The following is a 26,180-nucleotide window of genomic DNA, read 5'->3' on the forward strand; positions in this document are numbered from 1 at the left end:
GCATGTCAGTTTCTCAAAATAACAACACAAAAAACACTTACGATACCATCATTGTTGGCGCTGGAGTTGGTGGATTATCAGCAGCAATATGTTTAGCTAGAGCAGGACAAAAAGTATTGGTCTTAGAACAACATGATGTTCCTGGTGGTTGGTGCCATAGCTTCTATCTTAATGGTTATCGGTTTACACCAGGAGTTCATTATGTAGGGCTTTTAGATAAAGGTCAATCTACAAGCGAACTCTACGAAGGTTTAGGAATTGCAAACGATATTGCATTTTACAAAATGAATCCGAAAGGATTTGAGCATTGCTGGATAGAAGATGAACGTTTCGATTATCCTTCAAATTTTGATGATTTTCAAGCGGCTTTGATAGAACGTTTTCCTCACGAAAAGAAAGGCATAATTAAATATTTAACCTTGGTTAAAAATGTTGGGAAACAATTGCAACTTATTCCTAAAGTAAAAGGATTATGGCAACAAATCACCATTCCGTTTCGCACTAAGCATATGGGTAAATATTCACCATTCAGTTTAAAACGCGTAATTAATTGGCATGTAAAAGATCCGTTGTTACAAAGTATTTTAAATGTGCAGTTTGGTGACCATGGCTTACCACCTAAAAAAGCAAGTTTTATTATGCATGCTGCTATAATGGCTCATTATTCTGCTGGCGGATTTTATCCAATGGGAGGAGGAGGAGCTATTGTTAAAGCTATGACCAATAAAATTAAAAAGCACAATGGTTTAGTACAAACTAGTACTTCTGTAAAACGAGTTTTAATAGAAGGTGACAAAAAGAAAAAAGCCATTGGTGTAGAACTTGAATCTGGAGAGCAAATTTTTGCAAGTCGAGTAATTTCTAATGCGGATCCAGGTATCACCTATTTTAACCTCATAGGAAAAGAAAATATAAGCGCTAAATTGCTAAAAAAACTGAGTAAAACTAAATACTCTTGCACATCTATTATGCTGTTTTTAACGGTAGACATGGATGTAAAAAAAGCAGGTTTAGACTCTGGTAATATCTGGCTTTTAAAAGATAAAGATTTCGATACCATTTATGATGATTCGCAAAACGCAGACATTCTTAAAGGTAACGAATTTCCAGGTATGTTTATTAGTTGCACAACATTAAAAGATCCAATAAGTTTTGATGGACGCTATCACACCTTAGAAGCTATTACTTATATAAATTACGAAGCTTTTGCTGATTTTAAAGACGAAGACAAGGAACGCTCTGAAGCCTATTTACAATTTAAAGAGCAAATTATTCAGAAGTTTTTACGCAGTTTAGAAAAGGTGGTTCCTGGCATAACAGCAAGCATTGTACATAAAGAATTGGGCACACCAATAACCAATGAATTTTACATCAATTCTACTGACGGAAACGTTTATGGTACAGAAAAAAGCCTAAAACATATTGGTCCTTTTGCTTATAAAATGAAAAGTGAGATAGAGAATTTTTATTTATGTGGTGCAAGTACCGTATCTCATGGTGTTGCAGGAGCAAGTTACTCTGGCGTACAAACTGCAGCTGCTATTTTAGGATGCAGGCAAGATGATTTAATTAAACCAAATAAAGAACAACATTTACGCATTTTTGATGCTGAAGATGATACCAACTATCCTGATTGGATGCAAAAGAAAATAGCACTTAAAAAAACCAAATTAGCATCTAAAGATGTTTTTACATCGGCAAATTAATAATGCTAATACATTCTCTTTAACTTTTATTATGCCATGTAGTATAATAGAACTAAACGAGTAAAAACAAGAAATAAAAGCATATAGCATTACTGACTTTATGGTATGATAATGCCCGTTATTGTAACTATTCTAGGATTTATTATATCTTTATTCTCAAGATTAGTACTTCAGCGTACTACCTAATTACAAATTTTATGCAATACGAAGCTCAATCACCAGAAGATTATATAAGTCAAGTTCCAGAAGAACGCCAAGATTCCTTAAAAAAATTACGACAAGTTATAAAAGACAACTTACCAAATGGTTTTGAAGAAGGAATGCAATACAAAATGATTGGTTATTATGTACCACATTCCGTATATCCAGATGGCTACCATTGCGATCCTAAAACACCTTTGCCTTTTATGAGTTTTGCATCTCAAAAAAACTCAGTAAACCTTTACCATAGTGGTATTTATGCCAACCCAGAATTACAAAAATGGTTTGTCACAGAATACCCTAAGCATTGTAAACGTAAATTAGATATGGGCAAAAGCTGTATTAGATTTAAAAAAATGGATGATATACCATTTGAATTAATCGGAGAGCTAACAAGAAAAATGACCGCAAAAGAGTGGATTTCCATCTACGAAACTGTAATAAAAAAGAAATAAAATTATAAACTTTCAGAACTTCACTTTGTAAGATTCTGAAATAATTCAGAATATAAAATGAAAAAAAGAGTCACAGGAATTGGTGGATTATTCTTTAAATCTAAAGACCCAAAAGCCGCAAAAGATTGGTACAATAAACATCTAGGTTTTAATACTGACGATTATGGCTGCACATTCTGGTGGAAAGATAAAGAAGGAAAAGATTGTTCTACCCAATGGAGCCCTTTTGCAGAAGATACTAAATATATTGAACCTTCTAAAAAAGACTTTATGTTTAACTACAGAGTAGAAAACTTAAAGGAACTTTTAGAAACTTTAAAAGAAGAAGGTGTTACTATTGTTGGTGAAATGGAAGAGTATGACTACGGGAAATTTGGTTGGATTTTAGATAACGATGGTAATAAAATTGAGCTTTGGGAGCCTATAGATAAAGCCTTTTTATAACTTATAGAATAGTATTTGACCTATTTAGAAATTCTTCAATCTTATAATTTAAATGCATTACAATGGCTTGCCATTAGTTGTGCTGTTTTTCTATTGGGTTTATCTAAAGCTGGTATTAAAGGCATAGGTATTATTCTAGTGGTTATACTTGCTTTTGTCTTTGGAGAAAAAGCATCCACAGGTATTCTACTTCCTATGTTAATTTGCGCTGATATTTTAGCCGTTATTTATTATAATAGACATGCAGATTGGGGAATTATAAAAAAGCTAATACCTTGGATGATTATAGGTGTATTAGTTGGTGTATGGGTTGGTAATGACATTTCAGAATATGTTTTTAAAAAACTTATGGCCTTTATAATTATTATATCTGTTGCCATAATGTTTTTTCTAGAAAAAATAAAGTCTACAGAACCACCAAGCAACAAATTATTTTCTTCTAGCATGGGATTTTTAGCCGGTTTCACTACGATGATAGGCAATTTAGCTGGCCCAGTTTCCAATATCTATTTTTTAACTATGAGATTTCCTAAGAATGAGTTTATTGGAACGGCTGCTTGGTTATTTTTTATTATAAATATTTTTAAACTTCCATTTCATATTTTGATTTGGAAAACAGTTACCAAAGAGACTTTAGTTTTAAATTCGGTATTAATACCAGCAGTTCTGATAGGATTTTTTATTGGTGTGCATATTGTAAAACTAATTTCTAATCTAAACTATAGACGCTTCATTTTAATTGTTACTGCTATTGGTGGTATCATTATGCTATTTAGTTAACTACTTAAATAATTTTCTCTTATAAATTATTGAAATTTTTATTCCTGAAATTTTTCAAAACATTTTACTACTCTAATTTTGTTAACTTTACACCTTAAATAAAATTAAAAAAGATGTCTGAAGATACAAGAAATTTAAGTGATGATATGCTAGATAACACTAAAGAAGGAGTGGATAAAGCTATTGATAGTGTAAGTGAGAAAACAAATGAAGTTGTAAACAAAACTAAAGACGCATTTGATAGCGCAAAAGATAAAGCTTCTGAATTAGCTGATGACGCAAGCGAAAAACTTAATGAGTTTACAGATACAGCAAAAGAAACTTATTCTGAAGCTAAAGTAAAGGCATCTGAATTTGCACATGAAGCAGGTGAAAAACTCGATGAATTAACTGATGCTGCAAAAGAAAAAGCCTCTCATTTAGCAGAAGATGCTAAAGAGACTTATACTGAAACTAAAGCAAAAGCTAAAGAATTTGCAGGTGAAGCTAGTGAAAAAATGAATGAATTTGCTGGTGACGCAAAAGAAAAAGCATCTAAGTTCGCAGATGCTGCAGAGGATAAATTAGAAGATTTAGCGGAAGATGCTAAAGAAACGTATACTGAAGCTAAAGGTTTCTTTCAAAAGTTATTTGGAAAGAAATAAAAACTGTTAATGCATTTTCGTTAACTTTATAGCACTAACCAAAAAACAAAAAAATATGTCTGACGATAATAAAAATTTAAGCGACGACCTAGATGATATGATAGGTGACGTTAAAGAAGGAGCAAAAAAAGCAGGTGATAAGATAAGCCAAAAGGCCAATGAGTTTTCTGACGACGCTAAGGAACTTGGTCGTGAGGCTAAACAAGCTGCTAGCGATTTTGCTGATGATGCCAAGCAAGTATTAAGTGACGGTAAAAACGTGGCTATCATTGCACATATATGGTGGATAGGTTGGATTATTGCTCTAATTATGAATAATGGAGAGAAAAAAACAGAATTAGGTTCTTTCTATATTAGACAAATGTTAGGTTTACTATTATTCTCATTCCTCTCATGGATCCCTATACCTTATTTTCCATTTATTATAGGAGTTGCCGGACTCGTATTATGGATTATGAGTTTAATCGGAGCCTTAAGTGGAGAGAAGAAACCTGTACCAATTATTGGAGAACAATTTCAAGATTGGTTTAAAAGCCTTTAAAATTAAAAAAGCCAGAATTAACATTCTGGCTTTTTTTGTTCTAATAAGTATAAATTCAAAAATGGATTAATCATATAAACCATAATCCAAAGGCAACGTATCACCAACACGTTGATTTCCCATAACTCCACTAAAATACACACCAATAATAGGTGCATAATTACCATAGGTGTCAATAAAGAATTCATCTATTTCTAATTGCAATTCTGATTGAAAGTCTTTATCATATAAAATAGAAACGTTCTCCTTTAGACTTACCTTTTTAAAATCAGTATTTTCTACAGCTTCAACAGTAAAATAAGACCATTCATTAACGATAAATCCATCGTAAAAAACCAAATACCCTTCGTCTTTAAGGTTTTTATTATAAAGTGAACGCATAAAATGCTGTACAGAACCACTGTATGCCTGTTCTCTATTTTTGATACTCTTATTTTTTTTGAAATTTTCTAACTCCTTATAAAATGAAGTTCCAAAATATACCACCGAATTTACAGTAAACTCTCTAGTCTTAAGATTTGCATATTTAAAATTAACTTCGAAATCAATGAGGTCATAAGAGATTTCATACTGTAAGGATTTGTTAAGCACCTTTAACGGCACTTTACAACTTGCATATAAGTCTTTCTTATGCTTATCGTATTTTAAAATTAAATCGTTTTCATTTAATATTTTACAAGATTTACCAAACTTAGAATTTCCTAAAAATTCTTTTCTGAATAATCTTAATTTTTGTCGTCTAGTTAAACCATCATCATATTCTAGATACACCTCGTCTAAAGCATTATCAGCCTCAACAAGTTCTATTACAACATTATTTTTACTTCTAAAATCGGAAATCAAAACCTTGTTATAACCTAAATAAGAAATAACCAAAGTGGATTGTACTGCATCAGTATAGCTTATTGAAAACTCCCCTTTATCATTTGTGGTTGTCCCTATTGTGGTATTATCAAAATAAACTGAAACTGTTTCTATAGGTTGTTGAGTAAGCCTATCTAACACACGGCCTGTAAACGTTTGTGAGAAACAAAAGAGAGGTAGAATAAAGGCAATTATGCTCGCTTTATTTATCCTCACTATTATCCATAAATTTTCGTTCTAATTCGGCCTGAAATTCTTCCATTACGGGTCTCACTGTACTTTCTGGTAAGTCTGCGATTTTTATATACATTAAACCATCTACCGCATTATTAAATAATGGATCTACATTAAACGCTACAAGTTTGGCATTTTGCTTAATATATTTTTTAAGTAAAACAGGTAATCGTAATGCTCCTGGTTCTACTTCGTCTATAATCTTATCAAATTTATTTAAATCAGCCTCTGTAGCATCAAATACAAAGTCCTTATCTGCATCCTGTAGCTTTACCTTAAATTCCTTTTTAGGATGCACGTATTGAGCTACATAAGGATCATAGTAATGAGACTTCATAAACTCAATCATTAAACTTTTAGAAAAGTTAGAAAATTGGTTACTTATACTCACTCCTCCTATTAAATATTTATGTTCTGGATAACGTAAGGTAATATGCACAATACCTTTCCAAAGTAAAAATAAAGGCATTGGTTTTTGCTGGTATTCTTTTATAATAAATGCACGACCCATCTCTATAGATTGGCTCATCATTTTATGTAATTCGGGCTCAAAACGGAACAGATCTTGTAAATAAAATCCATCAATTCCGAAACGTTTAAAAATTTGTGAGCCTAAGCCCATTCTATAAGCTCCTGCGATGACGTTTTTTTCATTATCCCATAAAAACATGTGGTGATAATACGTATCAAATTTATCTAAGTCAATCGCTTCATTAGTACCTTCACCAACTTCTCTAAAAGTAATCTCTCTAAGTCTCCCAATCTCTCTTAAGATATTAGGAATATCTTTTGCAGAAGCCAAAAACACTTCGTAATTTTTACTTTCTAAAAGCCTTGCATCATTTATTCTTAATTTATCAACCTCAGCAATCATTATTTTAGGTGCAATAGGAGTAACAATACGTTTTGGTGGTTTTGATACTTTTAATTGCGATTGCAAATTATCTAAAATCTTAGGTTTGTCTTCAAAAGTTTTAGACAACATATATGTTTTTCGTCTTAAAAATTCTGAAAACTCAGGCAACGTTTCATGTTCCTTTTGATCTTTTACTGAAATCGGTTTACCTACTCTTACTTTTATTACACGTCGTTTTTGTGTTAATAGCTCTGAAGGTAATTTTGCTGTTCGGAGTGTATCACTAAGTTTAGACAATCTATAAAATAAACGACTATTTTTAGCATGAAAATAAATAGGAACAACAGGCACTTCTGCTTTCTGAATTAGCTTCATTGCAGCAACTTCCCACTCCTTGTCAACTACCAATTTTCCATCTCTATACGTAGACACCTCACCTGCTGGAAACACACCTAATGGATGACCTTCTTTTAAATGTAAAATTGCATTTTTAAAACCAGCGATACTACTTTTGGCATCCTTACGGTCTTCAAAAGGATTTACTGGCATTATATATGGTTTAATAGGCTCAATACGATGCAGAAGAAAATTCGCAATGATTTTAAAATCGCTTCGCTGCTCTATCATTAACTTTAATAATAAAATACCATCAATACCACCAAGAGGATGATTAGAAATAGTAATGTAAGGACCTTCCTTAGGAAGTCGCTTCATGTCCTCTTCAGGAATTTCGAATTTAATTTGAAACTCGTCTAAAATCGCATCAAGAAAACCGACATCTTTAAGATGTTTATTACGATTGTAAATTTTATTTAAGGTAGAAATTTTAAGCACCTTCATTAATATCCAACCAAACAAAGTACCCAAGAAACCATACTTATCAGCATGGATTGCTTTAGCCACTTCTTTTGCGGTTACTAAACCAGTATCAGACGATTTCCCCATAAAACAAATGTAGTAAAGTTTATTTAGTTACAATTTGCACTGTACCTTGTGTTAATTGCTTCAATAATACAGTTTTATCTTTTTCTAACTCTTGTATTGCAACGTCGTTATAGTGCCTAATAGTGTAAAGACTCACATTTTCGTGACATGTTACTTTAAATTTCGCTTTTAAATGTTGAAGCAATTTTTCTAAATTATTGTATAAATTATCAATACAAACAGAAAAACTAATCGCTGAATTCTGAATCACATCTACCTTCATTTTATACAAATGCAATAAACTAAAAATTTCACTAATATTTTCTTCCATAATGTATGAAAAATCCAAAGAAGATAATGAAATTAAAGTCTGATTCTTTTTAACAATAAAACATGGAATCTCTGGCACTAAAGCTTTTCCTTTACTTACACAGGTTCCATCTCCTTTTGGGTTTAAAAATGACTTAACATACAACGGAATTTCCTTTTGTTGTAGCGGCTGAAGCGTTTTTGGGTGAATTACAGATGCTCCATAAAATGCCAATTCTATGGCTTCTCTGTACGATATTTGATGTAGTAATTGTGCGTTGTCAAAATAACGAGGATCTGCATTTAATACACCTGGTACATCTTTCCAAATAGTTACACTATTTGCATTTAAACAATACGCAAATATTGCAGCCGTATAATCACTACCTTCTCTTCCTAAGGTTGTGGTAAAATTATTGGCATCACTTCCTAAAAATCCTTGAGTAATATTTAAGATGTTAGTATCTAAATTAGTAGAAATATTATCTTGAGTAGCTTCCCAATTTACATTAGATCTTCTGTAGTAACTATCCGTTTTTATAAATTCCCTTACATCTATCCAATTATTTTTTAAACCAATTTCGTTAAGATAATGACTTATAATTGTGGTTGAAATTAACTCACCAAAACCAATGGTTTGGTCGTAGACGTAATTATAATCTGGTGATTTATTGCTTTTAAAAAATGTATTTAATTCATCAAAAAGCATCTTTACATCTGTAAATACTTGGTGACGTTTATTTTCAAATAAATCGACTATAATGTCGTCATGGCATTTAATAACTTCATGGATAGCACTTTGTAATTCTGGTTTATTTTCAAAATAATTTTTGATAACCAACTCCATTCTATTCGTTGTTTTCCCCATTGCTGAAACCACAACTAAAGTCTTATCGAAACCTGTAGTTTTTAGAACTTCTGCTAAATTCTTTACACCATCTGCATCCTTTACTGATGCTCCACCAAATTTATAAACTCGCATTATAATTGGTTTAAATAATTAGTAATTCCGTTTTCGTCTAAGTGAACAACGTTCCAATCTCTCATAACATTTGCTCCTTTACTTTCGTAAAATTCTATAGCTGGATCGTTCCAATCTAAAACCTCCCAACTAACACGTTTAACTCCTATTTGCTTTGCATGTTTAACAACCGCATCTAAAAGTTGGGTACCCAAACCTTTACCTCTACATTTTTCACTAACAATAAGATCTTCTAGATGCAAAACTTCGCCTTTCCAAGTTGAATATCTAGGATACACTAAAGCAATCCCTTCAATAGTATTTTCAACTTCTAAAACAAAACAAATAAATTTTGGGTGTGTACCAAAACCATCTTTTTCTAGATCAGAAACACTGACTTCTACAGCATCTGATTCCTTTTCGAATATTGCTAATTCTTGGATGAGTTCTAAAACTCTTGGCATATCTTGCCTAAGGGCTAATCGTGGTTGGTTCATTGATTATTTAAAAAGAAAACTCAAATATAACGCAACTCTATTGAGATAACAATTAATTTCTAGAACGAAAACGTTATAGTTTGTTAAAAAATACGATATTTGTGTGCTACTAATCAATAATTTACTTCATGTCTAAAAGAAATCAAACCTTAGGGGAATTTATAATTGAAAATCAAACGTCGTTCAAATACACGTCTGGCGAACTTTCCCGACTATTAAATTCTATTCGTTTAGCAGCAAAAGTTGTTAATCACGAAGTTAACAAGGCTGGCTTAGTAGATATAATTGGAGCTGCAGGCGATACTAATATTCAAGGTGAAGACCAACAAAAATTAGATGTATATGCTAATGATAAGTTTATACAAACCTTAACTAAGCGAAATATTGTTTGTGGAATTGCTAGTGAAGAGGAAGACGATTTTATTACAATTAATAGTCAAGATGAAAATCATCAGAATAAATACGTGGTATTAATAGATCCGCTTGATGGTTCTTCTAATATTGATGTAAATGTATCTGTAGGTACTATCTTTTCTATATACAGACGTGTAACTCCTGTAGGAACACCTGTAACGCTTGACGATTTTTTACAAAAAGGAAGTCAACAAGTTGCTGCTGGTTACGTTGTTTATGGCACATCAACAATGTTAGTTTATACCACTGGAGATGGTGTTAATGGTTTTACATTAAACCCAGCAATTGGTTCTTATTATTTATCGCATCCAGATATGCAATTTCCTGAAGATGGAAACATATATTCAGTTAATGAAGGGAATTACTCTGATTTTCCAGTAGGTATAAAAAAATACATTAAATATTGTCAAGAAGATGAAGGTGAAAGACCTTACACGAGTAGATATATTGGATCTTTAGTTTCTGATTTTCATAGAAACATGATTAAAGGAGGTATTTATATGTATCCAAAAAGTTCTAAAAACCCAAATGGAAAATTACGTTTACTATATGAATGTAATCCTATGGCATTTATTGCAGAACAAGCTAATGGTAAAGCAAGTGATGGTTATACTCGTATAATGGATATAGAACCAACAGAGCTTCATCAGCGTGTACCATTTATTTGTGGAAGTAAAAATATGGTAGATAAAGCGGAAGAGTTTATGAGAAATAATAACGTTTAAAAAGGGATATTTTATTCATAAAAAAAGCAACCTATTTAAGGTTGCTTTTTTAGTTTATATAAGTTAGGTACACTACTTATTCATACCTTTCATTTCTTCAATAAAGGTTTCAGAATCTACTTTATCATAAGCAAGTGCTAAAGCTTTATCAGCAATATATTTTACATTTTGTGCATGAAAACCTAAACCTACACAAAGTTTCTCTAACAACCAGTGTTGATTAGGTCCTTCAATATCGTCAATCCAAACCATACGAGCTAAATCATATAAACGCTCTAAACGATCATCGTAAGAAAGTGGTGCATTTATAGGATGTGAGCTATAATCCTTTAAAATATCTTTGTAATCGTGCTCTGAAATATCTAATCGTGTTGCTAAACGATCTAAAAAAGCTCTTTCTTTATCAGTGATTACACCATCACTCATTGCAACTCTTACTATGGCTGCAAAATGGTCTTCATTACGTTTTTTAAATCCGCTATCGAATAAATCTGAAAATGACATATATCTATTTTATTTAAATATCTAATTAATAATTCTCAACAAATATAATTCTATTCAAAGAATTATCATTAAGGAACACTTCAAAAATTTTATATTTGCACTTTCAAAATAAGAAACTTGAGTAAAGTATCTATTGCCCAAACATTCGCACAGACTCTGCAATTGCAAAATCTGCAAACTGCTGTTGCCCAAAGTGAAACAAAAACACATTTAAAAGGCCTTATTGGTTCTTCGTTTTCAATTACAGTTTCTGAAGCTTTTAAAACCGCTGACAAACCCTTTTTACTAATTTTTGATGACAAAGAAGAAGCTGCTTTTTATCTTAACGATTTAGAACAACTCATTAATGATAAAGATGTATTATTTTATCCAGGCAGTTACCGCAGACCATACCAAATAGAGGAAACTAACAATGCTAACGTACTCTTACGTGCAGAGGTTTTAAACCGTATCAATTCGCGTAAAAAACCGTGTATTATTGTCACGTATCCTGATGCGCTTTTTGAAAAAGTAGTTACTAAAAAAGAATTAGAAAAGAATACATTAAAGATTTCAGTTGGAAACGACTTAAGCATCGATTTTGTAAACGAGGTCTTATTTGAATACAAATTTAAACGTGTCGATTTTGTTACAGAGCCTGGAGATTTCTCAGTTAGAGGTGGTATTGTAGATGTGTTTTCTTTTTCGCATGACGAACCTTACCGAATAGAATTTTTTGGAGATGAAGTAGATAGTATTAGAACGTTTGATGTAGAAACACAACTCTCTACAGAGCGCATTAAGAAAGTGAGTATCATTCCAAATGTGGCTAATAAAATGATTGCAGAGCAACGCGAGAGTTTTCTAAAGTACATTTCTAATAAAACAGTCATTTTTTCTAAAAATGCAAACCTAATATTTTCTAGAATTGATGACTTTTATGAAAAAGCAGAAGATGCTTTCAAAAATTTATCTAGTGAAGTTAAACATGCTTCACCTGAAGAATTGTTTTGTAATTCAGACTTATTAAAACGTCAGTTTTTAGAATATCCTTTAGTGGAATTTGGAAATGAAGCCTATTTTGCAAAACAACTTATTGCTTTTTACACCAAACCTCAACCAGCCTTTAACAAACAATTCAATTTATTAATTGAAGATTTAAATGAAAACCATGCCAATGGTATCATCAACTATATTTCTTGCGTAAGTGAACAACAAGCCAAACGCTTTCATGATATTTTTGATGATGCCGAACAAACCGTTCATTATAAAACGGTGGTGCTTTCACTTTATCAAGGTTTTATAGATTCTGAACATAAAATTGCAATTTATACAGATCATCAAATTTTTGATCGTTACCACAAATTCCATCTTAAAAATGGGTATGCGAAGAAGCAGGCCATCACCTTAAAAGAACTTACAAATCTTGAAATTGGAGATTATGTTACTCACATCGATCATGGTATTGGTAAGTTTGGAGGTCTACAAAAAATTGATGTTGAAGGCAAAAAACAAGAAGCCATTAAATTGGTGTATGGCGAGCGCGATATTTTATACCTCAGTATACATTCACTTCACAAAATCACTAAGTTTAACGGTAAAGATGGCAAACCACCAACCGTTTATAAATTAGGTAGTAAAGCGTGGAAAACCTTAAAGCAAAAAACAAAATCAAGAGTTAAGGAAATTGCCTTTAACCTTATTAAGCTTTATGCTAAACGAAAACTAAAAAAAGGATTTCAATACGCTCCAGATAGCCACATGCAATTGGAACTAGAAGCTTCTTTTATTTATGAAGACACTCCAGATCAAATTACCTCAACTGCAGATATAAAAGCAGATATGGAAAGTGAGCGACCTATGGATCGTCTTATTTGTGGAGATGTTGGGTTTGGTAAAACTGAAGTTGCCATAAGAGCCGCTTTTAAAGCTGTTGATAATGGTAAACAAGTCGCTGTCTTAGTCCCAACAACGATTTTGGCTTATCAACACTCTAGAACATTTAAGGAGCGTTTAAAAGATTTTCCGGTTACTGTAGATTATGTTAATCGTTTTAGAACAGCTAAGGAAAAAAGAGAGACTTTAGAAGGATTAGAAAAAGGAAGTGTTGATATAATTATTGGTACACATCAACTCGCTAATAAAAATGTAAAGTTTAAGAATTTAGGTTTACTCATTGTTGATGAAGAACAAAAGTTTGGTGTAGCCGTAAAAGAACGTCTTAAAACGATAAAAGAAAATGTTGATGTTTTAACGTTAACTGCCACTCCAATTCCGAGAACGCTTCAGTTTAGTTTAATGGCAGCAAGAGATTTATCCGTAATTACAACTCCTCCACCAAATAGATATCCTATTGAAAGTCATGTTATTCGTTTTGCGGAAGAAACAATTAGGGATGCAGTGAGTTATGAAATTCAAAGAGGAGGTCAAGTGTTTTTTATTCATAATAGAATTGAAAATATAAAAGAGGTCGCTGGTATGATTCAGAGGTTAGTTCCCGATGCCAAAATTGGCATTGGCCATGGACAACTCGATGGTAAAAAGCTCGAAAACCTTATGCTGGCTTTTATGAATGGTGAATTTGATGTTTTAGTAAGTACAACCATTATAGAAAGTGGTTTAGATGTACCAAACGCTAACACCATCTTTATCAATAATGCCAATAATTTTGGATTGAGTGATTTGCACCAAATGCGAGGTCGTGTAGGTCGTAGTAACAAAAAAGCCTTCTGTTATTTTATTACTCCTGAGTATTCTGCAATGACAAACGATGCTAGAAAACGTATTGGTGCATTAGAACAATTTACCGAACTAGGTAGTGGATTTAATATTGCCATGAAAGATTTAGAAATTCGTGGAGCAGGAGATTTATTGGGAGGAGAACAAAGCGGATTTATTAACGATATTGGCTTTGACACCTACCAAAAAATTCTAAATGAAGCCATAGAAGAACTAAAGGAAACGGAATTTGTAGATTTATACAAAGATGATGGCAAACCTAAAACATATGTAAAAGATATTACTATTGACACTGATTTTGAGTTGTTGTTTCCAGACGATTATATCAATAATATTACCGAGCGTTTAAACCTTTACACCAAATTAAACGAAATTAAAACAGAAGAGGAACTCGCTAAATTTGAATCTGATATCATAGATAGATTCGGAGAATTACCAACGCAGGTTTCAGATTTATTAGATAGTGTCCGTTTAAAATGGATAGCTACAAAAATGGGCATAGAAAAATTGATTATGAAACAAGGTAAAATGATTGGTTATTTTGTTCAAGATCAGCAAAGTGGATTTTATCAAAGTGAAGCATTTACTAAAGTATTGCAGTTTGTTCAGGTAAATGCTAGTAAATGTAAAATGAAAGAAAAACAAACCCGAAAAGGTTTACGCTTGTTACTTACTTTCGAAAAAATAAAATCTACCAAACAAGCATTGGCTGCCTTATCTGATATGCAATGAATGAAAAAAGTCATTTAAATCATCTCTTATTGCTGATTTTTGCAACTGTTTGCCTTAGCACGTCTGGTCCTTTAGGTAAATTTATAGATATGCCAACACCAGTAATTATTTGGTGGCGTTCTATTTTAGCAACAATTATATTATTTCTTTTTTGTGTTTTTAAAGGCATTAATTTAAAGATAAGTAATAAGACAGATCGCTTTACTTTTTTTATTGCCGCTTTATTAATGGGTGGACATTGGATTACCTATTTCTATGCTTTAAAGCTATCTAACGTAGCTATTGGCATGATTTCATTATTCACATTTCCGGTTATTATAGCGCTTTTAGAACCCTTATTTTCTAAAACAAAATTAGATCCTATCCATATTATCTTAGGTCTTATGGTTCTGCTTGGTATTTACATTTTAGCTCCAGAATTCAATTTAGAAAGCAATCAGTTACAAGGTATTATGTTTGGAGTACTCTCTGCAACCTGTTATGCCTTAAGAATTTTAATGCTAAAAGGACATATTGCCAACTACAATGGCACAATGCTTATGTTTTATCAAGTGTTGATTCTTACAGTAGTATTAGCGCCTATTTTATATTTTATGGACACCACTAATATTACAACACAGTATCCTTACGTTATACTTTTAGCTGTAGTTACAACAGCAATTGGACATACCATGTTTGTTAATAGTTTAAAATATTTTAAAGCAAGTACAGCGAGTATTATTGGCAGTACACAACCTGTGTTTGGGATTATAATTGCCTTTTTTTTCTTGAATGAGATACCAACAATACATACATTTGCTGGAGGCGGTTTAATACTAGCAACAGTAGTTATTGAAAGCGTAAGATCTAAAAAGAAATAGAATGTTTAAAATGGCTTAATTTTTGAAGCTAAATAACAGATAAAATAGCATATACAAATGAAAAAAAATCTAATCATATTATTCGTAATACCTCTAATTTCTTTTGCGCAAAGTGTAAAAGGTACATTTTCTCCAGCAGAAGATTTTAGTTATGCTTTTCTATATGAAGCAACACCAGAAAGTGCTAATTACATCAATAGAGGAAAGCTTGATGGTGATGGAAATTTTGAAATCCAATTAGATTCTACCGTAAAACCTGGTATTTATAAAATTGTTTATGCGGTACCACCTGAGGAAAATAATTTCGATTTTATCTACGACGGAAAAGAAACCGTTGCCTTTAACTTTAGTAATGAGAATGGCGTATTCTTTACTGAATCAGAAGAAAACAAACTTTGGAATTCTTACTTAAAAAGTATGGATATGGTCAACCAAACGATTAGTAATTATTTTGCTAAAGAAAACTCAGACAAAAAAGGATTCAACGCTATTTTCAAAACCTTAAAAGACACACAAACAGGCTACGAAGAATTAGCTAAAGATAAATTAGTTTCTAGTTTCATTAGAGCTAATAAACCTTACATCCCTTCTGGATACGAGGATATTTCAACCTATTCAAAAAACTTAAAACAACAGTATTTAAGTCAAGTTGATTTTAGTGATTACCTACTACAAAGCTCATCGTTTTTAGTAGATCGCGTTACAGCTTATGTTTTAAATATGGTAGAAAACCCAAGTAACGACACCTATAAGCAACACATTGATGATGTAGCTGCAGCTATTAATAGTAATGACCTAATTATTAAAACGAGTCTATTAGAAATGCTTTGGAAACACTTTTCGGACCAAAAAAATCATGAAGTTGCCAATTATATTACCACTAATTACTTACTAGAGTTAGCTAAAGCCACAGAAAACAACGTTTTACTAGACATGGTAATAGCTTTTAAAAACACGTCTATTGGATCTAAAGCACCTAATTTTGATATTACATCTAATGGACAAAACACCAACTTACATCAATTAGAAGGTGCAGAACACTATTTACTTATCTTTTGGAGTAGTACTTGTGGACATTGTTTAGATGAATTACCTAAAGTTAAAAAAATGATTGCCGATAAACCCAATTTAAAAGTGGTTGCTTTTGGATTAGAAAATGAGGCTGATAGCTGGGAGAAAGCTATAAAAAACTATCCTGATTTTATTCATCAAATTGGTTTAGATAAATGGGATAATCCCGTTGTAAAAACCTATGGAGTTTCTGCAACACCAATGTATTTTTTATTAAGTGCCTCTAAAATTATTATGGCTAAGCCTTATGAACTTGGAGATTTAGAGGTTATACTGCAAGGCTTATAATATTATATATAACCCAAAAAGAAAACGCTCAGTAAAACAAGTGTTTTATCTGAGCGTTTTGAAACTAAATAACCAACCAAATTTAGTTTCATATGTATCAATTTTGTTGTTTTTTAAGGTCTCATGGAATATCCCAATTTAAATTCTATTCTATGATTCAAGTTTATTCTTGACCATTTCTTGTATTTTCTCTCGTATTCTCTACTTTCTTTGTTTTTTGCTTACGTTTTTTAGGTTCATCAGATTGTTTAGCAGCCTTACCTTCTTCTACGTTTGCGTTTCTGTAATATTGAATGTATCCTCTTCCTTGAAATTCATATACTGTGCCAGAATTTGAATGGTACAACTCTATCTTACTATCATTAATAACGCTGAGTTCAAAGAATTCATTGTCAAAGAAATCATAATCTAATGTTAATGTTTTTAGGTACATATTTCCTGAGACATTCCCTACTCCATAACTTCCTGTAAAGTCCCAATAAATATTATTAGTATTATAAACATTTGCGTCTTGAGAACTTCTAAATGTATCATCATTTCCACCAGATAAAAACTGAAGGTAATTCTCATTATCAAAATCATTTAAGGCTCCAAAATTACTTGTGTATGTTTTTTCCCAAGCATCGTATTCTTGTAAGAAGTAGTGAATGTTATCATAAAAAACATAATCATAATCAAAGTTAGAACGTTGGTAACCATCTAAAAAATAAGAGGTATCGTTAAAAGGGTTATATAATTCTATCGTATTGTTATCTACTTGGTAAACATCAAAACTATCATAACCATCAATGATATGATTAACATCTAAAACCATGTCGTAAGTATCATAGTATCCTATTTCTACACCATAGCCATTTCCCTGACTACCAATGCCAACTAAATTATTATTAGCATACATAACGCCATTCTTAAAAGACACTGTAAACGCTATCTGTAAAAATGGTGTTTCACCATAACCTTGAGTTTCATTAATATCAACATACCATAAATCATAAGAATTTAATAATTGATTTAATGAAATTGATGGTTCATCAACATAATGTGTGTCTTCCACATAACAAGATGTAAAAAGTGTTGCAATAAATGCAAATCCGAAAAGTAGTTTTGTAGTTTTCATAATCTAACGGTTTTAAGGTTATTACTTAGTGATATTCAAAACGTGTGCCAAAAAAATATAGTGATGCTATTGTAAGTATTACAAAAGCACATTTGTAGTGGGTATTTACAAATCTATAAACCTGTTAAAAACCGAAGCGTTAACATGGTTTTAGCTCGAATAATCTTATAAATTTTCCGTAACTTTGATATACAAAATTGATTTAATCTCTATGAGTGATACAACAAAATATGCTGTTTTTGGTGCCGGAAGTTGGGCAACTGCCATAGTTAAAATGCTTTGCGAAAACCAAAATGAAATTGGTTGGTACATGAGAAGTGTTTATGCTAAAGAGCATATCTTAAAAGAAAAACATAATCCTAGTTATTTGAGCTCTGTAGAATTTCATACCGAGCAATTAAAACTAAGTAACGATATAAATGAAATAGCGGATTGGGCAGATGTACTCATTTTTGTGATTCCTTCCGCATTTATACATGCTGAGTTAGAAAAACTAACCACAGATATTAGTAAGAAAACCATAGTATCTGCGGTAAAAGGTATAATGCCAGAAACAGGAAAATTAGTTGGTGAGCAATTTCATGATGAATATAATATTCCTTTTGAAAATATTGCCGTTATTGCTGGTCCTTGCCACGCAGAAGAAGTTGCTTTAGAGCGTTTGTCTTATTTAACTATTGCTTGCGACGATGCTAAAAAAGCACAAGCTATTGCAGATAGTTTATCGAGCGATTACATTAAAACCAAAACTAGCGATGATGTTATTGGTATAGAATACGCTGTAATGCTTAAAAACATTTATGCTATTGCTGCCGGAATTGCGCACGGACTTGGTTATGGTGATAATTTTCAGAGTGTATTGATGAGTAACTCTATTAGAGAAATGAAACGCTTCATTAAAAAGATGCACAAAATGAAACGCAACATTAATAACTCAGCTTACTTAGGTGATTTATTAGTGACTGGTTATTCTGTTTTTTCTCGAAATCGAATGTTCGGAAACATGATTGGTAAAGGTTACACCGTAAAATCTGCACAAATGGAAATGAACATGGTTGCAGAAGGTTATTATGCCACTAAAAGTGCTTTTGAATTAAATAAAAAGAATAAGAAAAAAACACAACTTCCTATTATAAATGCCGTTTACGATATTTTATATGAAGGAAAAGATGCTAAGAAGGTGTTTCAGAAATTGACTGATAAGTTGGATTAAACAATTCCAGCGAAAGCAGGAATCTCATCAACTATACAATTAATTTAAAACTTTAACGGAATCTCGAAGTTTTCCGTCATTTCAAAGCTAATTTTTTTATTAGCTATGGCAATCTGATTATTTTTATTCGTTCATTTTTGCCTTGATGCAAAACGAGCCAAAAAAATCAAAACGATTTGTTAGGAAATTGCTAAAGCATCATTCGCAGATACATTAGTGTTTGGATGAAAAAACCACATGTTTTGTTAATCCTTTATACCTTTTCAAAACAATATTTAGAGCTCATTATTTCTGAAAATCGTTGCTTCCGACTTTGGCGGAATTTGGTTTGAGACAATGATTACTTAGTTTCTATTTGAATCGTCATTCTAATTCTACTACTATTACTTTACCAAAACACCTTTCAACTGCATCAAAGGAATGGTCTGTAAAGCTTTTTCGTTGATTGTATTTTTTCTAAATACATACGTTTTATCAAACATTTGGTTGCCTTCAAAAAACGTGATTTTAAACTCATTATTTAGCTCTAAAACCTTCTCTTGTAGATATTCAATTTTAGCGTAACTTCTTGCAGGTAGTTTAGCAATGGTGTGCCGCATTACAGGTGTTAATTTTTTATCATTATAACCTCTTGTAACAATAAGAACGGTGTCTAAATCATTATCACTATTGTTAATGATATAAGCATTCCAATCTTGCGTTTTATATTCTATATGTTGTTCTTGTACAACAGCAACGTGTACGTCTTTTACTTCTGGTATTGTGATGTCTTTTTTCATAGCGCAAAAATAGTAAACTATTCAAAATAAGAATTAGAATAATGACTAGCTATAATACCTTTAAGATTATAAATCACCAAATGCTTAAATAGCTCTTGCTCTGAATAGGATTCAAATAAATTATCCTTTTTAAATACTAGATTATCAATTCTAAAAAAATAGATTTTCACTACTAATTCTACATTAATATCTTTTCTAATATCACCAAGTTCTTTGCCTTTTTTTAGTAAGTCTAAGACAATGCTATTTGATAATTCCTTAATAAAATCAGTATATAACTTATTTGCTTTTGGGTAATATTTCTCTAAATCAAAAAGAAAAGAGGGCTTAAAGTATTTTAGATACTCAAACCCTCTCTGGTAAATTAATATAACACTCAAAATAGGGTCTTTACCATTGCTATTAACCACCCTATTTATATCTTCCTTATACTCATTTATTAAACTTTCTAAACTAGAGGTAACTAGATCTTCTTTGTTTTTAAAAAATGAATAAATGGTTTTTTTTGAAATCCCAAGAGAACTTGCTAAATCATCTAGTGTAACATGCTTACTGCCACATTGCGTAAACTTTGCAATAGAATGCTTTAACAATTCTGCCTTAGTGATCATACTAATTTATATTATCTCCATCCACCACCAAGCGCTTCGTATAAATCTACTATAGATACTAATTGTTGCAATTTGCTATCTATAATATTAAGCTCTGCACTTAATGCGCTTTGTCTTGCTGTTAATAAATCTAAGTAATTAGCATAACCATTTTTAAGTAACTCTTCTGAGTTGGCTTCCGCTGTTCTTAATGCTTCAACTTCATTTTTTCTAAACTCGAATTTTTTGGTCTCAGCTTCATAAGAGAACAATGCATTAGAGACTTCATTACCTGCAACTAATAAGGTCTTCTTAAACTGAAGTAAAGCCTGCTCTTGTTGTGCAAGGGCAACTTCTCTTTGTGTTTTTAAAGCTCTTTGATTAAAAAGTGGTTGTGTTAATCCTCCAATTACTGTAGCAAATAAAGAATTTGCATTCAATAATTTATCCAATTCTAAACTTTGAAATCCTCCAGAAGCTGTTAACTTTAATGATGGGTAAAAGTTACTCTTAGCAACATTAGTTAGCTCAAAAGATTGAATTAAACCAAACTCAGCAGACATTACATCTGGTCTATTACTTAACAAAGTTGCTGGTACTCCTAATACAATATCTTGTTCAATTTTTTGAACATTTAAACTACTTCTTTCAAAATTCTGTGCTGTTTTACCTAATAAAATACTTAGTGTATTCTCGGTTTTAAAAATGGCAGTTTCAATATCTACTTGTAGAGCTCTTGCACTATTATATTGCGCAATATTTTGGTCAACGGCAACTTGTGTTACTTGTCCTGCATCCTTTAAAGCTTTTATAGTTTCAACACCACTTTTTCTGGTAGCAATAGTTTGCTTTGTTATTTCTAATTGCGCATCTAAAGCTAGTAAGTTGTAGTAAGTATTAGCAATACTAGAAATCAATTGTGTTTTCACCACTTGATGTCCGGCCACACTTTGCAAATAACCTGCTTGTGTTGCTCTTTTATTACTTCTTATTTTACCCCAAATATCTGCTTCCCAAGAGAGGTTTGCCGTGATATCATAAGTATCTATTCCTCCGCTAAACAATGAACCAAACTGACTATTCTCAGACAACTCTTGGTGTGTTGCATTTGCACCAACACTTATCGTTGGCAAATAACCTGCTTTACCTTGTTTTGCATATGCTTCTGCAGCTATTATTTGTTGCAATGCCATACGCACGTCCATATTATTTTGCAAACCTTCTTCGATGTATTGTTGAAGATATTTATCTGTAAATAAATTTTTCCAGGATACATCTGCAATAGAGACACTATCTTTTGATAGATTATCTGTTCTATAAAGTGCTTCTGTTTCAGCATCTATATTTGGTCTTACATAATCTTGAGCGACAAAACAACTTTGCAATGTTAATGCTACAACTAATAATAAAATGCCTTTACTAAAGTTTCTATGTGTTATAATTGATTTCATCTTTTTATTCTTCAATAATTTGTACTGCTGGTTTACTAGAAACTTTTTCTTGTAACCACTGAAATAAAATAAATAGGATTGGAATTACAAAGACTCCTAAAAACGTACCTATAAGCATACCACCTGCTGCTCCTGTACCAATAGAGTTATTCCCCTCAGAACCAACTCCAGATGCTAATACTAATGGCATTAAACCAAGAATAAACGCAAATGATGTCATTAAAATAGGTCTTAAACGCGCTTTAGCACCTTGGATTGCAGAATTCACTATCGTCTCTCCATTTTTCCTCCTAGCTAAAGCAAACTCCACAATAAGTATGGCATTTTTAGCTAACAGGCCAATAAGCATAATTAAGGCAATTTGGAAATAAATATTGTTTTCTAATCCAAATAACTTCGTACTTATATAGGCTCCAAAAACACCAAATGGTAACGATAATATTACGGCAAATGGTAATAAGTAACTTTCATATTGTGCACTTAATAAGAAATACACAAACAGTATACTTAATATAAATATGAAGGTGGTTTGGTTTCCTGCATTGACTTCTTCTCGTGTTAATCCAGAATAAGCAACCGTATAATTACTTGGTAATTTTGCGACTTCCTCTTCAATAACTCTAATGGCATCACCTGTACTAAATCCGTCGTTAGTTGCACCTGTTATACTTGTTGAATTAAATAAGTTGAAACGTGTTACCGACTGTGGTCCATAAACTCTCTTTAAGTTTACGAATTGTGTAATTGGTGTCATTTCTCCTGTATCTGTTCTTACATACATGCTATTTAATGCACTTTCATCTGCTCTATCCTCTGGTAATGCTTGGATGTATACTCTAAATTGTTTTCCGAATTTAGAAAAATCCGAAGCATAAATTCCACCGATATAACCTTGTAAGGTTGAAAAGATACTGGTTACAGAAACTCCTTTTTCCTTAGCTAAAGGCACATTCACTTCCATTTCGTACTGCGGATAATTTGTACTGAAAGAAGATGTTGCATATTTAATTTCTGGATGACTCATTAAAGCCATTGAGAATTCTTTATTTGCTTTATCTAAATCCGTAAACTCTCCACCAAACTTATCTAATAAATTAATTTCGAAACCTGAAGCATTACCAAAACCACGAATACTTGGTGGTGAAAAGAAAATAATGTTAGCCTCAGGGATTGTAGCTGCAATACCAAATAACTTTCCTGTTAAAGCTTGTACAGAAAGTGAAGGATCTTTACGTTCTCCCCAATCTTCAAGTTTAATAATACCAAAACCAAAGTTGCTACCTGCACCACTAATTAAACTTCTACCTTTAATAAAATTGACACCAGTAATACCTTCCATACCTTCTACTTTGCTGTATAGATTCTTTACAACAGCATTGGTTCTATCTAAGGAAGATCCTGGTGGTAATTCTATATTTGCGAAAATAATCCCTCTATCTTCATTAGGCACAAAACCTGTTGGTGTAGTTGTTGATGCCCAATAAATACCGACAACAGCAAAAATTAATAATAACACCGAAACAAATTTTCGCTTGTATAAAAATTGAAGTGATCTTCCGTAACGCTCAACTGTAGCATTAAAACCACGATTGAACAACGTGTAAAAACGTTGTAATGGGTTTTTCCCTTTTAGCTCTTTGTCTTCTTTATGTTCTTTTAATAATAAAGCACATAATGCCGGACTTAATGTTAAGGCATTTACAGCTGAAATAAGAATTGCAATAATTAACGTGACACCAAATTGTTCATAAAACACACCTGTTGGACCAGTTACAAAAGTTACAGGAATAAATACAGCAGCCATTACTAAAGTAATTGATATAATAGCTCCAGAAATTTCATTCATGGCTGTTAATGTTGCCTTTTTCGGGTTATGCTCTCCTTCATCCATTTTAGCATGCACAGCCTCAACCACTACAATGGCATCATCTACTACAATACCAATAGCCAGAACTAACGCAAATAACGTTAAAAGGTTGATAGAGTACCCAAAAACATTCAAGAAAAAGAAGGTACCAATAATAGAAACAGGCACTGCAATTGCAGGAATTAAAGTAGATCTAAAATCTTGCAAGAAGATAAACACCACTAAGAACACTAATAAAAATGCTTCTAATAGAGTGCTTACTACTTTTTCAATCGAGGCATTTAAGAATAAACTTGTGTCATATGGCACAAAAATATCTAACCCTTCTGGAAGGTCTTTTTTAACTGTTTCTAAAGTGGTTTTTATGTTTTCAATTATCTCTTGCGCATTAGAACCTTTAGTTTGAAAAATCCCCATAAATACAGCAGGATGCCCTAAACTCATTGCATTTGATGCATAAGATTGCGCATCTAACTCAATTGTTGCTATATCTTTTAAACGTAGAAACTCTCCGTTTCCTAAGGCTTTAATAACTATGTCGCTGTATTGACTTTCATTTTTAAAACGACCACTATAAGTTAATGTATAAGAAAAAGATTCTCCGTTATTCTGACCCAAAGAACCTGCTGCTGCTTCTAAATTTTGTTCCGCTAAAGCTGCCGCAACATCTGAAGGAATTAAATTATATGATGCTAATTTTTCTGGATTTAACCATATACGCATCGCATAATCTTGTTGTGAAAATACACTAACATCACCAACACCACTAATACGTTGCATAGCAGGAATAACGTTAATTTTTAAGTAATTCTGAATGAAAGTTGCATCATAATTGTCGCTTTCAGAATACATAGAAATAAACATCAACGCACTTGTTTCTTGCTTTTGTGTGGTAACACCTGTTTGTGTTACCTCTGATGGTAATAAAGGTGCTGCTCTAGCTACACGGTTTTGCACGTTTACAGCTGCAATATCAGCATCCATTTCTTGATCAAAATAAACTGTAATTTCAGCTGAACCTGTATTAGAAGCGGTAGAAGTAATATATGTCATTCCTTCTACACCGTTAATTTGTTCTTCTATAGGTATAATGACACTCTCTAAAACAGTTTCTGCGTTTGCTCCTGTATAATTTGCCGTCACCTTAATGGTTGGTGGTGCAATATCTGGATATTCCTCTATAGGTAAACTAGTGATACTGATAACACCAAGCATAACTATGATAATAGAGATTACTGTTGAAAGCACTGGTCTTTCAATAAATGTTTTTAACATGACTTAATATGTTTGAGGTTAACTAGTTTTTAAATAAAGTGGCTACAGGTTTAATAGCCTCATCAAAAGAAGTTTCTTGAGGCGAAATTGCCATACCATCTCTTAATTTGCCAACACCAGATACTATGATTTTATCGTTTGCACCTACGCCAGACTCTACCACATATAAGTTATCTACGGTTCCTTTAATTTTTAAAATAGCAGTTTCAACTTTGTTGCCTTCTCCAAGTTTGAAGATCATAACGTTTCCTTGTTGTTCAAAAGTTGCTGTTTGAGGTACAACAATAGCGTCTTTATACTCTATTGGAAATCTAATTTTACCACTATTTCCATTGGTTAAAATTTCCTTTGGATTTTTAAAAGCAGCTCTAATTTGAATTGTTCCTGTGTTTTGGTTTATCTGACCTGTACTTGTTTGAATACGTCCTTTTTCAGAATATTCCTTTCCGTTAGCTAAAATCAAACTTAAGTCTGGAGAATTTTTAATACGTTCTGCTTTGGTTGTTCCTTCAGATCGTTGTAAATGGTCTATATATTGCGCTTCGTTAAAACTAAAAAAGGCATACACCTCATCAATTTCACTAACTGTTGTTAAAGGTGTTGCATCACTAGGACTAATTAATGCTCCTTCTCTAAAATTAATAGAACCAACATAGCCATCAATAGGACTTTTAATAGTTGCATACCCAATACTTGCAGAAACACTACTATAATTAGCTTGTGCTTGTGCTAAATTTGCTTTTGCAGTTTCTAGTTGTACCGGACTAATAATATTCTTTTCTACCAAAGGAATCAATTTATCCACCTCCACTTGTGCCACATTAACAAGTGCTCTTGCTGCTCCTGCATCTTCACTTAAAGATTGTGTTTCTAATTTAAATAATACTTGACCTTTACGTACTTTTTGACCTTCATCTACATATACTTTTTCAATATACCCAGAAGTTTTGGCTCTTACATCACTATTTACTCTACCTTCTATAGTTGCAGGATAATCAGTGTAACCTGTTACCGTTTTTACTTGCAATTGAGAAACAGGAAATGGTGCAGGAGGTGCCACTGCTGCAGGTTTGTTTTGTTCGCTATTACCACAGCTTACAATGACTAAGAATACACTTAGCATTAATAGGTTATATAAATTATTCTTTTTCATTTTTTGG

Annotated in this window: 22 protein-coding genes; 11 read left to right on the forward strand and 11 right to left on the reverse strand. The window is 32.2% G+C overall.

The features are described 5' to 3' along the window. Positions 1 to 2: 2 nt before the first annotated feature. From DFQ10_RS09150 to DFQ10_RS09175, 6 genes are all read left to right on the forward strand, one after another. Positions 3 to 1,706 carry a phytoene desaturase family protein gene (locus tag DFQ10_RS09150; RefSeq protein WP_115817110.1) on the forward strand — a complete coding sequence of 568 codons (1,704 nt, stop codon included), beginning with the start codon at positions 3 to 5 and terminating at the stop codon, positions 1,704 to 1,706. A gap of 197 nt (positions 1,707 to 1,903) precedes the next feature. Beyond that, complete coding sequence (locus DFQ10_RS09155; protein WP_115817111.1) at positions 1,904 to 2,362, forward strand: DUF1801 domain-containing protein; 459 nt, start codon at positions 1,904 to 1,906, stop codon at positions 2,360 to 2,362. A gap of 57 nt (positions 2,363 to 2,419) precedes the next feature. After that, on the forward strand, positions 2,420 to 2,806 hold the full coding sequence (locus DFQ10_RS09160; RefSeq protein ID WP_115817112.1) for a VOC family protein: 387 nt from the start codon (positions 2,420 to 2,422) through the stop codon (positions 2,804 to 2,806). Positions 2,807 to 2,821: 15 nt separating this feature from the next. Further along, positions 2,822 to 3,586, forward strand: a complete 765-nt coding sequence (locus DFQ10_RS09165) for a sulfite exporter TauE/SafE family protein (RefSeq protein WP_115817113.1) — start codon at positions 2,822 to 2,824, stop codon at positions 3,584 to 3,586. A gap of 113 nt (positions 3,587 to 3,699) precedes the next feature. Further along, positions 3,700 to 4,230 (forward strand): YtxH domain-containing protein, encoded by a 531-nt coding sequence (locus tag DFQ10_RS09170; RefSeq protein ID WP_115817114.1) that lies wholly within the window; start codon positions 3,700 to 3,702, stop codon positions 4,228 to 4,230. A 55-nt stretch (positions 4,231 to 4,285) separates the two neighbouring features. Continuing rightward, on the forward strand, positions 4,286 to 4,771 hold the full coding sequence (locus DFQ10_RS09175; protein ID WP_115817115.1) for a YtxH domain-containing protein: 486 nt from the start codon (positions 4,286 to 4,288) through the stop codon (positions 4,769 to 4,771). Positions 4,772 to 4,837: 66 nt separating this feature from the next. Here the strand turns inward: DFQ10_RS09175 and DFQ10_RS09180 are convergent, their stop codons facing one another. The 4 genes from DFQ10_RS09180 to DFQ10_RS09195 are packed head-to-tail and all read right to left on the reverse strand — an operon-like array spanning position 4,838 to position 9,416. After that, the gene (locus tag DFQ10_RS09180; RefSeq protein WP_181897614.1) at positions 4,838 to 5,851 is read right to left on the reverse strand and encodes a carboxypeptidase-like regulatory domain-containing protein; all 1,014 of its coding nucleotides are present in this window, start codon (positions 5,849 to 5,851) and stop codon (positions 4,838 to 4,840) included. Next, positions 5,838 to 7,670, reverse strand: a complete 1,833-nt coding sequence (locus DFQ10_RS09185; RefSeq protein WP_115817117.1) for a GNAT family N-acyltransferase — start codon at positions 7,668 to 7,670, stop codon at positions 5,838 to 5,840. Before DFQ10_RS09185 ends, DFQ10_RS09180 begins: the two co-directional genes overlap by 14 nt. Before the next feature lie 19 nt (positions 7,671 to 7,689). Further along, a complete protein-coding gene (locus DFQ10_RS09190; RefSeq protein WP_115817118.1) occupies positions 7,690 to 8,940 on the reverse strand; it encodes an aspartate kinase in 1,251 nt (416 codons plus the stop codon). After that, a complete protein-coding gene (locus tag DFQ10_RS09195) occupies positions 8,940 to 9,416 on the reverse strand; it encodes a GNAT family N-acetyltransferase (RefSeq protein WP_115817119.1) in 477 nt (158 codons plus the stop codon). Before DFQ10_RS09195 ends, DFQ10_RS09190 begins: the two co-directional genes overlap by 1 nt. 128 nt (positions 9,417 to 9,544) lie before the next feature. On the opposite strand from DFQ10_RS09195, the gene fbp reads away from it, so the two are divergent. Beyond that, positions 9,545 to 10,555 (forward strand): class 1 fructose-bisphosphatase, encoded by a 1,011-nt coding sequence (gene fbp / locus DFQ10_RS09200; protein WP_115817120.1) that lies wholly within the window; start codon positions 9,545 to 9,547, stop codon positions 10,553 to 10,555. A 72-nt stretch (positions 10,556 to 10,627) separates the two neighbouring features. Here the strand turns inward: fbp and DFQ10_RS09205 are convergent, their stop codons facing one another. Continuing rightward, positions 10,628 to 11,059 (reverse strand): tellurite resistance TerB family protein, encoded by a 432-nt coding sequence (locus DFQ10_RS09205; RefSeq protein WP_115817121.1) that lies wholly within the window; start codon positions 11,057 to 11,059, stop codon positions 10,628 to 10,630. A 117-nt stretch (positions 11,060 to 11,176) separates the two neighbouring features. Between DFQ10_RS09205 and mfd the strand changes: the two genes are divergently transcribed. Genes mfd through DFQ10_RS09220 form a run of 3 tightly spaced genes read left to right on the forward strand, consistent with a single transcriptional unit; the run spans position 11,177 to position 16,728 of the window. Next, positions 11,177 to 14,509 (forward strand): transcription-repair coupling factor, encoded by a 3,333-nt coding sequence (gene mfd, locus DFQ10_RS09210; RefSeq protein ID WP_115817122.1) that lies wholly within the window; start codon positions 11,177 to 11,179, stop codon positions 14,507 to 14,509. Then, the gene (locus DFQ10_RS09215) at positions 14,506 to 15,369 is read left to right on the forward strand and encodes a DMT family transporter (protein ID WP_115817123.1); all 864 of its coding nucleotides are present in this window, start codon (positions 14,506 to 14,508) and stop codon (positions 15,367 to 15,369) included. The genes mfd and DFQ10_RS09215 overlap by 4 nt, the downstream gene beginning before the upstream one ends. A 57-nt stretch (positions 15,370 to 15,426) precedes the next feature. Continuing rightward, positions 15,427 to 16,728: a TlpA family protein disulfide reductase gene (locus DFQ10_RS09220; protein WP_115817124.1), complete on the forward strand. Its 1,302-nt coding sequence runs from the start codon at positions 15,427 to 15,429 to the stop codon at positions 16,726 to 16,728. Positions 16,729 to 16,891: 163 nt separating this feature from the next. On the opposite strand, the gene DFQ10_RS09225 is transcribed toward DFQ10_RS09220, so the two are convergent. Beyond that, a complete protein-coding gene (locus tag DFQ10_RS09225) occupies positions 16,892 to 17,845 on the reverse strand; it encodes a nicotinic acid mononucleotide adenyltransferase (RefSeq protein WP_115817125.1) in 954 nt (317 codons plus the stop codon). Positions 17,846 to 18,056: 211 nt separating this feature from the next. On the opposite strand from DFQ10_RS09225, the gene DFQ10_RS09230 reads away from it, so the two are divergent. Next, on the forward strand, positions 18,057 to 19,058 hold the full coding sequence (locus tag DFQ10_RS09230) for an NAD(P)H-dependent glycerol-3-phosphate dehydrogenase (RefSeq protein ID WP_115817126.1): 1,002 nt from the start codon (positions 18,057 to 18,059) through the stop codon (positions 19,056 to 19,058). Positions 19,059 to 19,441: 383 nt separating this feature from the next. Here the strand turns inward: DFQ10_RS09230 and DFQ10_RS09235 are convergent, their stop codons facing one another. From DFQ10_RS09235 to DFQ10_RS09255, 5 genes are read right to left on the reverse strand one after another with little or no spacing between them, the layout of a single operon-like run. Next, complete coding sequence (locus tag DFQ10_RS09235) at positions 19,442 to 19,837, reverse strand: hypothetical protein (protein WP_115817127.1); 396 nt, start codon at positions 19,835 to 19,837, stop codon at positions 19,442 to 19,444. A gap of 17 nt (positions 19,838 to 19,854) precedes the next feature. Next, complete coding sequence (locus DFQ10_RS09240; RefSeq protein WP_115817128.1) at positions 19,855 to 20,448, reverse strand: TetR/AcrR family transcriptional regulator; 594 nt, start codon at positions 20,446 to 20,448, stop codon at positions 19,855 to 19,857. 11 nt (positions 20,449 to 20,459) lie between these two features. Then, on the reverse strand, positions 20,460 to 21,878 hold the full coding sequence (locus tag DFQ10_RS09245; RefSeq protein WP_115817129.1) for an efflux transporter outer membrane subunit: 1,419 nt from the start codon (positions 21,876 to 21,878) through the stop codon (positions 20,460 to 20,462). Positions 21,879 to 21,882: 4 nt separating this feature from the next. Next, complete coding sequence (locus DFQ10_RS09250) at positions 21,883 to 25,020, reverse strand: efflux RND transporter permease subunit (protein WP_115817130.1); 3,138 nt, start codon at positions 25,018 to 25,020, stop codon at positions 21,883 to 21,885. A gap of 22 nt (positions 25,021 to 25,042) precedes the next feature. After that, complete coding sequence (locus tag DFQ10_RS09255) at positions 25,043 to 26,173, reverse strand: efflux RND transporter periplasmic adaptor subunit (RefSeq protein WP_115817131.1); 1,131 nt, start codon at positions 26,171 to 26,173, stop codon at positions 25,043 to 25,045. Positions 26,174 to 26,180: the final 7 nt, after the last annotated feature.

The sequence above is a fragment of the Winogradskyella eximia genome, assembly GCF_003386165.1.
GTDB classification, from domain to species: domain Bacteria; phylum Bacteroidota; class Bacteroidia; order Flavobacteriales; family Flavobacteriaceae; genus Winogradskyella; species Winogradskyella eximia.